Here is a 12744-nt window from a genome sequence, read left to right as displayed (position 1 = left end):
CAATTTATAGATAAGCACAGTTTATAAATAAGTGCAGTGCCCACCCTATTTTGACTTTCTTTAGAGTACCCATACCTCATGCTATTATCTCATCGCGCCCGTTTACTTGAGCTTTGGCGTATCGCCGCAACTTATCGCATCGATACTCATCTTTCTATCGAAGACGCGCCACAGCTGCAACCTTTGGCACGTTTGATTCGCCTACATCCAGCGGCGTGGGGTAAAAAACACCAACCCAATGCGATTAAATATGCGCTTGAAGACATGGGCACGCTGTTTTTAAAGCTTGGCCAACTACTGTCAACGCGTCGCGATTTAGTGCCGCCTGAGATTATCGAGCAATTGGTTCAGCTACAAGACAAAGTCAAACCTTTCAATTCTGATGTGGCCATTACCCAAATCCAAGACCCCAAACACGGTCTTGGTCAATCGATTGGCACCTTGTTCGCACGCTTTGATGTCAAACCTCTAGCGGCGGCTTCTATTGCCCAAGTACATACTGCTGCATTGCATGATGGTCGTGAAGTGGTGGTAAAAGTGGTGCGTCCTGATATCCGTACCACCATCATTGCTGATTTTGAGCTACTACGTGAGCTGGCCAATTGGGCATCAGCGCGTATTGAAGCGGCACGTGCCATTCATATTATAGATATTGTCGAAGACTATCGCCAAGTGATGTTAAACGAGCTGGATTTGACCTTAGAGGCAGACAATACCACTCAGATGCGCAACAACTTCTTGGGCTCGGCATTGATGTATGTACCAGAAGTCTATGATTCTGCCAAAAATGTGATGGTCATGGAGCGTATCCAAGGCGTTCCTATCTCGCAAGTTGCAGTGTTTGATAAGCTAGGTTATGACCGAGCAGCACTAGCAGAAAAAGGCTTAACGATATTTTTTACCCAAGTATTCCGCGATAACTTCTTCCATGCCGATATGCATCCGGGTAATGTGTTTGTAGAGACGCCGCCAGTTAAAACACTCACCGCAGATATGGCAGCGGTTGACTTAGGGCATGAACCACGCTATATCGGACTTGATTGCGCCATCATGGGTACGCTATCAAAAGACGATCAGCTTATCGTCGCACGCATGCTGTTGGCGGTGATGAATAACAACTTTACGGCGATGGTTGATATCGTCAGCCGTGCCGGTTGGATTCCACCAAATACAGACAAGCATGCCCTGATGCGCGATATGAAACGCACGGTTGGTCCAATGCTACAAAAGTCTATCAATGATATCGACTTTGCTGGTGTCTTAATGCAAATTTTAGATATCGCACGTCGTCACCATATGAGTATTCCGCCGCAACTCATGCTGCTATTGAAGACCTTGGTTCATGTCGAAGGACTCGGTCGCGACTTGTATCCTGACCTTGATATCTGGTCACTTGCCAAGCCGATTTTAAGCAGTTGGATTAAAGAGCAGCTCGATCCGATGCGTAATTTACAACATTTACGCCAGCAGTTACCAGAGATTTTATTATCTACGACTGATATTCCAAAGCTACTGGATCAAGGCTTACAAAGCCTTGCCTCACAAGGATCACGCCAAGACAGTCAACTGCGAGAAATACAACAAATTCGTGCGGATATGCTTAATGATCGCCGCCGAGATTGGCTAGCACTGTCAGGTTTTGCCATTTTCATTGCCATTGCAACACAGGTTGTTGGCTGGCTCTCGCCTATCTTTTATATATTGGCTATTTTGGTTGTCGTTTGGCGTATTTTAGCCTAACGCTTTGTTACTTTTAATAAAAATAAGTATTGGTTAATAGCCATTACTATCTAATTTTTATTCAATAAACTCCCACTCACTTTCATTGCTTTCTAGCGACATTTAAAGTGAGTGAGAGCTTAGCTTTTACATTGCCTCATTTCTCATTGGCTCGGTAAAAAAGACACTCTGTATAGGAGTCACCCATGTCTACCTCTAAAATATCAAGTGCTAAAAAAGACCACAGTGATGCTATTGCTGCCTTACAAACCCGTTTCGGTAAACAACTTACTACAAATATAATGGTACGTGAGCAGCATGGGCATACGATGACGTGGCTTGCCAATCAGCCACCCGATGCCGTCTTGACAGTAACAGATAAGCACGAGGTAGCAACTGCGGTGGAGATTTGCAATCAGTATCAAATGCCAGTGATTGCATTTGGTATTGGCTCATCCTTAGAAGGGCAATTAAATGCGCCTTATGGCGGATTATGCATCGATATGCATGCGATGGATGCAATATTGCAGGTACATAATGAAGATCTGACAGTGACCGTACAACCAGGCGTCACACGTGAGCAGCTCAATCACTACTTACGTGATACTGGACTATTTTTTCCAATAGATCCGGGTGCCAATGCCAGTATCGGCGGTATGGTCGCCACTCGCGCTTCAGGCACCAATGCGGTACGTTATGGCACGATGAAAGATGTGGTACTCGCGCTTGAGATAGTCACCGCGAGTGGAGAGATTGTCCGCACTGGTACCCGTGCCAAAAAATCTGCAGCGGGTTATGACTTGACGAGATTAATGATCGGCTCAGAGGGGACACTTGGCATTGTTACTGAGGTGACGCTTAAACTATTCGGCATCAGCGAATGTATTGGTAGCGGTATTTGCCATTTCCCAACGATTGAGGATGCCTGTCAGGCAGTGATGCTGACCATTCAAATGTGCTTGCCGATTGCGCGCATTGAGCTACTTGATGCCATGCAAATTAAAGCCTGTAATCAATATGCCAATCTTGATCTGGATGAGACGCCTACCCTATTTGTAGAGTTTCATGGCACAGATGCCAGCGTCGCTGAACAAGCTCAAATGTTTACAGATATTATCGAAGAATTCGGCGGTCGTGACTTCGCTTGGGACACCAATGAAGCCGAGCGCAAGCGTCTGTGGCAAGCACGGCATAACGCTTATCATGCCAGCTCTGCTCTACGTCCTGAAGCCAGCGCCTTATCGACCGATGCCTGCGTGCCAATTTCACGATTAGCAGAATGCGTCAGTGCAACAGCAAAAGATATCGAAGCGTCAGGTATGATTGGACCTATCGTCGGTCACGTCGGCGATGGTAATTTTCATGTTTTGTTATTGGTCGATACCGATAACCCTGAAGAAGTTGCTACCGCTGACGGCATTATTAACCGCTTAGCTACCCGCGCTATTGAGATGAATGGCACTTGTACAGGTGAGCATGGCATCGGGCAAGGCAAACAAAAATATATGCAGCAAGAGCACGGTAATGCCTTAGTGCTTATGCAAGCGATTAAATCAGCCCTTGACCCTAAAAATATCTTAAATCCAGGTAAAATATGGCCTGAGCCTTTACCCACTGTTTAACTGTTGAATATTGCTTATAAGAAATCAAAGCCTAAAAAATGCGCCTACGTTTAATACTCTAGTTAAACGTAGGCGCATTTTTTAGGCTAATTTCATAACATCTGGTCAATTGCCATTTGGGTCAGTACACGTCCACGAGCGGTACGTAATACATAGCCTTGCTGAATAAGGTATGGCTCAATCACATCCTCAAGTGTACCGCGATCTTCAGCCATTGCTGCTGCTACCGCTTCAACGCCAGCTGGACCGCCATCAAAGCGTTCGTGCAATATCTCAATATAACGTCTGTCCAAATGATCAAGACCACGTCTATCAACTGCCAGCATATCGAGCGCACTGCCAGCAATCGCGCCATTGATACTACCGTCGCCTCTCACTTCAGCATAATCACGTACACGGCGTAATAAACGATTGGCAATCCTTGGCGTACCACGCGCGCGGCGAGCAATCTCCACCGCACCATCTTCACTCATCGGTACACGCATCAAGCGTGCGGCACGACTCACAATTGTGGTCAAATCAGCGATATTATAGAATTCGAGCCGCTGCACAATACCAAAACGATCACGGAGTGGCGACGTTAACAAGCCTGCTCGCGTGGTTGCCGCAACTAAGGTAAAAGGCGGCAAATCAAGCTTGATAGAGCGTGCCGCAGGTCCTTCACCAATCATAATATCCAGTTGAAAGTCTTCCATGGCGGGGTACAGTATCTCTTCAATAACGGAACTCAATCGATGAATTTCGTCGATAAATAGTACATCACCCTCTTCTAGATTGGTCAGCATGGCTGCCAAATCACCGGGGCGCTCAAGCACAGGTCCTGAGGTAGAACGCAAGTTACCACCCATTTCACGAGCAATAATATTGGCAAGCGTCGTTTTTCCAAGACCGGGCGGACCAAAAATCAAAGTATGATCTAATGCCTCGCCCCGACCACGTGCCGCGCCAATAAACACCTCCATCTGCTCACGCACCACCGGCTGACCGATATATTCAGCCAGTAATGCCGGTCGAATATTAGAATCAGGCGCATCGCCTGCCCCTTCGAATGGATTAATCAAACGATCTTGCATCATAGGTTTTATCATTATATTAAATCATTATTTTTAAAGAATAGGTGTAAATAGCATAACCAAACGCTACGTATAAGTCATGCAAAACATCATAAAGCAGCGACTAAATAAAGCACAGCCTAAAACGAAAATAAGCGACAATGAATGTCGCTTATCTGTTTAAGATTTATTGATACTTATTAGGGCGTGTCCTCATTTTAAAAATGGAGATAAAAATGAGATAAATTGCCGTCAAACAAGGAAAGTAGCGCAAATAATATCGAGATAGTGATAAGCTATTTGACGATGTTTGGCAAAATTTAGCCATTGTTAGCCCATTTAGAGGATAATCGATTGAATTGAGGACACGCCCTAATAGTAGTGAGCTGAATGAATCAAAATCCTGACAACTGTTGCAGTGTGGCTTTTAACAATCCTTGCGTATCGACAAAGATATCACCGTTACTCTTAGCGGCTTTAATCGCTTGCTGAGCTTCTTTATCTTTATAGCCCAAACTAATCAGAGCGCCTTCTACTTCAGCGATGATATTGTCTTCGGCTGAAATCTCAGTAGGCTGAATATCGAACTCTAAATTGCTATTATCCACTTCAATATTTTTCAGCTTATCTTTTAGTTCAATCAGCAGACGTTGCGCCGTTTTTTTACCGATGCCTGGAATACGAGTCAAGGCTATCTCTGAATCCTGCTCGACATTCATTTTGAGCTCAGCTGCTGACATCGCAGATAGCATTGCTAACGCCATTTTTGCGCCAACGCCATTGATCTTGATCAATTGCCGAAAGACGTCACGCTCTTTGCGATCGATAAAACCATAAAGCAGCTGCGCATCTTCACGTACATGAAAATGCGTCCAAATACTCGCCTGCTCATTGAGACGCAACTGGCAAAATGACGGTAGCGGCAGCTCTATGTCGTAGCCGACACCAGAGGTAGTCATGACACAGGCAGTCGGTGCCATCAAATACTGCACTTGACCACTAATCAATCCAATCATAATCCACTACCTTTATTAGAGCTGATATAAAAAATGAACTGAGCTGCTATTTAATGATAAATGCTATTAAATAAGCATATCTCACCGACACGCTTATTTATAAAAATCGACCATACCTTCAAGACTGATCGGACGAATTTTATGTGCCTGACCCGCAGAACCAAAGGCTTCGAAACGATTGGTACAGATATCTGACATCGCAACCATAGAGGCTTTGAAGTATTTACGTGGGTCAAATTCACTCGGGTTTTCTGCAAGGAATTTACGAATAGCGCCCGTTGATGCCAAACGTAAATCGGTATCGATATTTACTTTACGCACACCATGCTTAATCGCTTCAACGATTTGCTCAACCGGTACACCATAAGTCTCACCGATGTTGCCACCATTTTCATTGATAACTTTTAGCCACTCTTGCGGCACTGATGACGAGCCATGCATGACCAGATGGGTGTTAGGAATACGGGCATGAATCTCTTTGACACGCTCAATCGATAGAATGTCGCCTGTCGGTGGACGGGTGAATTTATACGCACCATGACTGGTACCGATAGCAATGGCTAACGCATCGACGTTGGTGTCTTTAACGAACTGTTCTGCTTCATCAGCACTGGTCAATAGCTGCTCGTGATCTAAGACGCCTTCTGCGCCAGAGCCGTCTTCTTCACCAGCCATACCAGTCTCAAGACTACCTAGACAGCCAATTTCACCTTCTACTGAAACACCGCACGCGTGTGCCATCTTGACAACTTCGCGAGTCACGCTGGCATTGTAATCATAATCCATTGGCGTTTTACCGTCTTCACCGAGCGAGCCGTCCATCATCACTGATGAAAAGCCAAGCTGAATTGAGCGTTGGCAAATCGCTGGTGACATACCGTGATCTTGATGCATAACGACTGGAATATGTGGCCACTCTTCGATAGCAGCAATAATCAGATGACGCAAAAATGCAGAGCCTGCATAACTGCGTGCGCCAGCACTAGCCTGTACGATAACAGGAGAATCACAGGCGTCGGCTGCCATCATGATTGCACGCATCTGCTCTAAATTATTGACATTGTAAGCAGGGACACCGTAGTTATTTTCGGCGGCATGATCTAGAAGTTGACGTAACGATATTAAAGCCATAAGACGCTCTCTGATTAAATTTTGAATATGATATTAAGAAATCATTCTTAAAAATACGATGTTGCAACAATTGCCCTAAAACCCTAGCCTGATAATAGCCAGACCAGCAAAAAACCAGTGTTTTTTGATCGTAATTATTACGCCGTGATTATAGCAAAAATTGCCAGCGCTTCGTAGCGGTTAACCGACTATTTCTTTCTTTGCTTGATTCATAAAACAGAATGATAGCGAGTTTTATAAAGGAACTTGATAAGTTCCATATGATACGCAGCTTATTGAAAAAACGGATAAACCTTGTGCACCATATTTTTGACTGACTAAGGCCTGCCCTCAATTCAATCAATGGATATTTAAATGCGCTAAAAATGAGGACACACCCTAACCTCTAGATTATGATTTTAAATACAAAAAAGCCTTGGCTATCACCAAAGCTTTTTAAATATTTTGAGGGCTTATACAGCAATCAATACCTGCAACCAACAGCTTAATAAGATATTCATTAATCGATAAATTAGTAGATCAATGGCTTAGCTTCAGTTGCTTATGTATTGATGATTAGTACTGTTGTTCTGCTTCTACTGCGTTTTCACTGGCTTTATTCTCAACAGCAGATGCGCCATCGGCAACCACTTCAGCAGTTTTGGCAACGGCTTCATTTGCGCCTACCACAACTGCTTCACCAGTATTTTTTAGTGCATCTGTAGCAGCAACACCGGCAGTTTCAGCGCCTTCGGCAACTTCAGTACCAGCATCTTTTGCAGCAACTTCAGCTTCAGCAGCAGCGGCTTCTGTTTCAGCAGCGGCAGTATCAGCGTTAGCAGCAACATCATCACCAGCAGACTCAACAGCAGCTTCGGCGTTCTCTTCTGTTTGTTGGCTACATGCAGTGATTGCAAAAGTACCAGCAAGTAAGCTAGCAAGTAATAAATGGCGTTTTAACATAATAAATCCCTCATAAATAAAGCATGTCAAATACATGATTTGCGCTATTTTATAGAGTGCAAATTAGACATGCAATCATAATTTTCAGTATAGAAACAAATAATTACTACTTAATAATAATGAGTGGCCACTGACTCTTATTTCTCTTAAAACAATAAGATAAGAATAGTAGCCAAAATATTATTGATACAGCGTACATGAGATGGTGAGGCTAAATTGTACGGCTAATGTTACTCATCTGCTAAATATCGTTAAAGCGTTACGCATCAATCTGTAGAGCAGCAACCGCAGGCAATACCTTGCCTTCTACAAACTCTAAAAATGCGCCACCACCTGTTGACATGTAGCTAACGCCATCTGCCACTTGATATTTATCAATTGCAGCAAGCGTATCACCACCACCAGCGATCGAAAATCCTTCGCTGTTTTTAACGGCATTTGCTATGATTTGTGTGCCCTGACCAAAAGCATCGACTTCAAAAACACCGACTGGACCATTCCATAAAATGGTTTTTGCGTTGATAATAGCATCCGCTAATTGCTTAGCACTTTTTGGAGCGATATCCAATATCATGTCATTTTCGCCAATCGCATCGACAGATTTGATGGTCGCAGTGGCTTGTTGTAATGAGCCTGTGAAGTCAGCAAAATCAATCTCATTTTTATCAGCAACGACAACATATTCAGGTAATAAAATTTCAGTCTTAGTCATAATGTCACGAGCTGTCTCAACCAAGTCCGCTTCATAAAGTGATGCACCAACGCTATGACCTTGCGCGGCTAGGAAGGTATTCGCAATACCACCACCAACGATAATCTGCGAGCATAATTCAGACAAACTGTGCAGCACTTCTAGCTTTGTCGATACTTTTGAACCACCAACGATTGCCAACATTGGCTGTGCTGGGGTTTCAAGTGCCAAGCTTAACGCATCAAGCTCAGCCGCCAATAAAGGTCCTGCACAAGCTGTTTTTCCTGCTCGATGCATAGCTTGGGTAACGCCTTCTGTTGAGGCCTGCGCACGATGTGCGGTGCCAAATGCATCCATCACGAATACATCGCATAAGTCAGCGTACTTCTGTGCTAAATCCGCATCGTTTTTCTTTTCGCCCTGATTAAAGCGCACGTTTTCTAATAGCACGACCTCGCCTGCTTTAATTTCCACGCCCTCTGTAAGGTAGTCATTGTTTAAGCTAACGGGCTTTGATAACTCTGTGGCTAATTTATCGCTTAAATACTCAGCAACTGGTGCTAGCGAATATATCGACTCAGGACTGCCTTCAGTTGGACGACCTAAGTGAGAACAAACTATAACGGCCGCGCCTTTTTCTAACGCCATCTTAATCGTAGGCAAACTGGCTTGCAGGCGTGCATCACTGGCGACTTTACCGTTTTTAATAGGCACATTGAGATCTTCACGAATCAACACCACTTTATCCGTTAAGCTCAGCTCACTCATACGCAAAAAATTCATTACCTGCTCCTATGCATCATCTCTTGTTAATCTATCGGTTGGCTTTTTACTCATTGCTGAAAATATTTATCAAATCGGCTGCTCTTGGCTTTGGCTTTATAAAAGTAACCAAGCAAGAATTTGAGGCGGTGTATTCTAGCAGTTTTCTAGCAAGTGCTCATAAAGAACGCACTATTAAATTTTACTCGGGCGTGTCCTCATTTTGAAAATGGGGATAAAAATAAGACAAATGGCTAAATTTTAATAAAAATCAGTAACATTTCGTGGTGGCACTTAGTAATAAGGCTGTTTAAGATACTATTAGCACTGATAATAAATAATACCTACAATAAAAATAACCCATTAGGAGAACCCAATGAGTATCGACCTTCAAGCTACCAAACAAAACCTACTGACACTTAAAGAAGAATATGAGACTCGTATCGATAAAATCGAAGATCATATCCAAAACCCGCAAGACGACCTCAATGAGCATTGGGAAGACCAAGCCATCTCTTATCGTCAAAACGACATGCGTACAAATTTGATGGTTGAAGCCCGTCAAAGTTTGATCTATGTCGAAAATGCACTAAGCCGCATTGAAAACGGGACTTATGGTAAATGTGAAGTCTGCGGTGAGCAAATTGAAGAACAGCGCTTACAAGCTCTGCCTTACGCTACCCTATGTATGGAACACGCTGAATAACGACTCATTTTACTCTAAGACAGCCATTCTAAATTAAATTTCTAGTGATCAAGTAGGCATTTTCCATTGAGAGAATGCCTGCTGCCACTGTTGACAGCGCACAGCGATTTGATCCACGGGCAAATCCATAATATCCCCAACGACCGCCACGTAAGTAATGGGCAAACCTGCCAGCTCGGTGACATTTTCTGCCGTCAAGCCACCGATGACACATATCGCTATATTTTGCTGACAGCCATCTATAAGCTGCTGGCGCGAGATAATATTGGCGTTAGGTTTTGTATTTGAGGTAAAAATCGCACCCATAGCGGCATAGCTTACGCCCTCATTTTTTGCTTCTTCAACCAGTTCTATCTTGCCATGACAAGTGCGTCCGATCACTTGGTTTGGTTGTAGTTCGTGCTTAGCATCGGCAACTTCGCCATCTTGTTGACCCAAATGCACACCAACGCCGAGCTTGGCAGCCAGTTTAATATTGTCATTGATGACGACTGGTACGTTGTACGCTTTCGCCAACTCAACTATTTGTCTAGCCTCTTCGTATAGACGAGACTCACCATCAGGTAGCGCCAATATCTGCTTGCGACGAATTTGTAACAGCGCAATGAATCCTGTTGCTAGTGCTGCTTCTAATTTGCGATACAGCAGCGCAAACTCATCGTCATTGGTCAGTAAATATAGCTTTGGCGCTGATATAACAGTCGATATTTGAGTCATGTTATTTTTCCTAGAGTGTGTCCTCATTTTAAAAATGGAGATAAAAATGAGATAAATTTTTAGCCCTTGTAGAAGTCCATTGATTAAATTGAAGACACACCTTAAATTCAACACAATAAAAAGGCTGTTATATCGAATAACAGCCTTTTTATAAATGCTAAAACAGTAAAGTTATACCGTGCGGCGTGTCGCTAAACTGTTTAGAATATTTTTGGCATCACCCCAACGTGTGGCTGAGCTGTTTGCTCCTAAGATGACGATAATTGCTGGGCGGTTATTCACACGCGTTTCCATGACCACACAACGACCAGCTTCATTGATGAAACCTGTTTTTGAGATACCAATTGGATAATCACCGGCACGAACCAAGCTACTGGTATTATTGGCTTTATAAGTACGGTTACCACTTGAGTAGTTAGAAACATAAAAGTCATAGCTCTTGGTGGTCGAGAAACGACGAATTACGTCATAGTTACCCGCCGCGCGAACCATTTTAACCAAGTCATTTGATGAAGCGACGTTGCGCTTATCAAGACCCGTTGGATCACCAAAGAACGCCGTGGTCATACCCAGATCTTGAGCTTTACGATTCATGGCACGTATAAAGGCAGTATAGCCACCTGGATAATTACGCGCTAAACTCTTTGCTGCTGGATTTTCTGATTTCATCAATGCCATGAGCAACATCTCAGCACGATTTAAACGATCGCCTGATTTAAGGTTAGAGCTGGCTCGCTTAGGGCCGACGAAATCTTCTGGATCGAGTGTGAGCTCTTCACGCATATCGAGACCAGCATCCAATACGACCATGGCCGTCATCACTTTAGAGATACTGGCCATTGGACGTGCAATGTCAGCATCTTTTTCATAAATAGATTCGCCCGTTTCAGCATCGATGACCGCAACACTACGCGAATCAGTGCTGATCGGTATCATGTTACTGCTACCAAATGAGCCACGATACGTTGTATTGTAGCTATTACTGCTATTGTAACTGTTATTACTACTACCGAAGCTATTGGCGTTGGTGATACTGGTCGTACCATTGCCACTATCAACTTTCTTGATAGCTGAGCCTTTAGATTTGTACATAATATTGCGTGCTTCAGACAAACTATCGGCACCGCCCCAACTCATGCGAGCACTAGAGCTAGTGTCAGCGCTACCATTAATAGTAAGTGCCGCTTGTGCAACACTGCCCAAACTCAACGAAATCATAGCAGCGATTAATTGCTGTTTGGTTAATGGTAGTTGCTTCATTATGCCTCCTGCTGTCACGATGTTGTTAATTAGAGAATCAGTTACATACTAACCAATAGCAACAACGTACGTAGCGTTTATGAATGGGTTTATAAGTACTCGTATAGAGTTTTTGTATTTTTAGTGTATCATGGTTTGCATTTAAGTTTAATGTATCAAGCTGATTTAATAATTTATTTTGGTGTAATTCAAATTTTACTACAACCACTTTATATTACAGAAACATTGACTCACATTGCAGCAATATATCTTAACTTTGAACACTGTAATTATTCGTTTTTTGTTATATTAAACAATGGTATCTATCTAAAAGATTAGCAATATTTTATTTTTTTCAAAAACTAAAAAAACGACTCTAATGATTTTATTTTTTGTCATTTAGCGTCAATAAAAGCCTTCATTCTGACAAACAACAAAGAGTATCGTTATGATTAAAGTACTGGTAGTAGATGATCATGATTTGGTGAGAATGGGTATTAGCCGCATGTTGTCAGATAGTATCGATATCGAAGTAATCGGCGAAGCGGACAGCGGTGACATGGCCATCAAATTGGCCAAACAATTGCGCCCTGATGTGGTTTTGCTTGATGTCAATATGCCTAATATTGGTGGGCTTGAAGCAACCAAACGCTTAATTCAGCTGGATATGGGTATCAAAATATTGGCCGTCAGCAGTATGTCAGCGCAGCCTTACCCTTCTATGCTTATCAAAGCGGGGGTCAATGGCTATATTACGAAGGGCACGCCGCTCGATGAGATGATTCGCGCTGTCAAAAAAATCTATCAAGGTGGTCGTTATTTTAGCCAAGATGTCGCTGAGCAACTGGCTGATGTTTTGCTGTCAGATAATGCCAACTCACCTTTTGACTTACTGAGTGATCGCGAAAAACAGGTGGCAATGATGGTCGTTAACTGTCAAAGCCCGCAGCAAATCGCTGATCAGCTATTTGTGAGTGTCAAAACCATCAACACTTATCGCTATCGTATTTATGAAAAAGTTGGGGTTGATAGCGATGTGAAGTTAACACATCTGGCCATTCGTCATGGTCTAATTCAGCCATAACTCATTAGGGCGTGTCCTCAATTCAATTGAGGACATCTACATGGTCTGAAAATGGCTAAATTT

At 43.2% G+C, this 12744-nt stretch carries 11 protein-coding genes; 4 read left to right on the top strand and 7 right to left on the bottom strand.

Annotated elements, in window-relative coordinates:
• Positions 1-78: 78 nt before the first annotated feature.
• Both ACP7AE_RS04855 and ACP7AE_RS04850 read left to right on the top strand, forming a co-directional pair.
• Positions 79-1740, top strand: a complete 1662-nt coding sequence (locus ACP7AE_RS04855; protein WP_426241680.1) for an ABC1 kinase family protein — start codon at positions 79-81, stop codon at positions 1738-1740.
• Between the two features lie 185 nt (positions 1741-1925).
• Positions 1926-3341: an FAD-binding oxidoreductase gene (locus ACP7AE_RS04850; protein WP_201540064.1), complete on the top strand. Its 1416-nt coding sequence runs from the start codon at positions 1926-1928 to the stop codon at positions 3339-3341.
• A 92-nt stretch (positions 3342-3433) separates the two neighbouring features.
• On the opposite strand, the gene ruvB is transcribed toward ACP7AE_RS04850, so the two are convergent.
• The 5 genes from ruvB to ACP7AE_RS04825 all read right to left on the bottom strand — a co-directional run bounded on the left by ruvB (position 3434) and on the right by ACP7AE_RS04825 (position 8956).
• Positions 3434-4414 (bottom strand): Holliday junction branch migration DNA helicase RuvB, encoded by a 981-nt coding sequence (gene ruvB, locus ACP7AE_RS04845; RefSeq protein WP_045447074.1) that lies wholly within the window; start codon positions 4412-4414, stop codon positions 3434-3436.
• Between the two features lie 374 nt (positions 4415-4788).
• Entirely contained in the window at positions 4789-5409 is a 621-nt protein-coding gene (gene ruvA, locus ACP7AE_RS04840; RefSeq protein WP_426241678.1) for a Holliday junction branch migration protein RuvA, read from the bottom strand.
• A gap of 93 nt (positions 5410-5502) precedes the next feature.
• Complete coding sequence (gene fba / locus ACP7AE_RS04835) at positions 5503-6540, bottom strand: class II fructose-bisphosphate aldolase (RefSeq protein ID WP_045446949.1); 1038 nt, start codon at positions 6538-6540, stop codon at positions 5503-5505.
• Positions 6541-7095: 555 nt separating this feature from the next.
• Entirely contained in the window at positions 7096-7482 is a 387-nt protein-coding gene (locus tag ACP7AE_RS04830) for a hypothetical protein (protein ID WP_426241676.1), read from the bottom strand.
• A 259-nt stretch (positions 7483-7741) separates the two neighbouring features.
• Complete coding sequence (locus tag ACP7AE_RS04825; RefSeq protein WP_426241674.1) at positions 7742-8956, bottom strand: phosphoglycerate kinase; 1215 nt, start codon at positions 8954-8956, stop codon at positions 7742-7744.
• Between the two features lie 355 nt (positions 8957-9311).
• Between ACP7AE_RS04825 and ACP7AE_RS04820 the strand changes: the two genes are divergently transcribed.
• Positions 9312-9641 (top strand): TraR/DksA family transcriptional regulator, encoded by a 330-nt coding sequence (locus ACP7AE_RS04820; RefSeq protein WP_426241672.1) that lies wholly within the window; start codon positions 9312-9314, stop codon positions 9639-9641.
• Positions 9642-9689: 48 nt separating this feature from the next.
• On the opposite strand, the gene ACP7AE_RS04815 is transcribed toward ACP7AE_RS04820, so the two are convergent.
• A complete protein-coding gene (locus ACP7AE_RS04815; protein WP_201540060.1) occupies positions 9690-10358 on the bottom strand; it encodes a thiamine phosphate synthase in 669 nt (222 codons plus the stop codon).
• 171 nt (positions 10359-10529) lie between these two features.
• Positions 10530-11618, bottom strand: coding sequence for a serine hydrolase (locus tag ACP7AE_RS04810; RefSeq protein ID WP_045451193.1), 1089 nt, complete (start codon positions 11616-11618; stop codon positions 10530-10532).
• A 427-nt stretch (positions 11619-12045) separates the two neighbouring features.
• Between ACP7AE_RS04810 and ACP7AE_RS04805 the strand changes: the two genes are divergently transcribed.
• Positions 12046-12681, top strand: coding sequence for a response regulator (locus ACP7AE_RS04805; protein ID WP_055123802.1), 636 nt, complete (start codon positions 12046-12048; stop codon positions 12679-12681).
• Positions 12682-12744 lie beyond the last annotated feature (63 nt).

Origin of the sequence: Psychrobacter sp. TWP2-1-2 (assembly GCF_049896785.1) — a bacterium.
Classification (GTDB): Bacteria; Pseudomonadota; Gammaproteobacteria; order Pseudomonadales; family Moraxellaceae; genus Psychrobacter.
The sequence above is the reverse complement of the archived record's forward strand: the minus strand, read 5'-3'. Positions and strand labels throughout refer to the sequence as shown.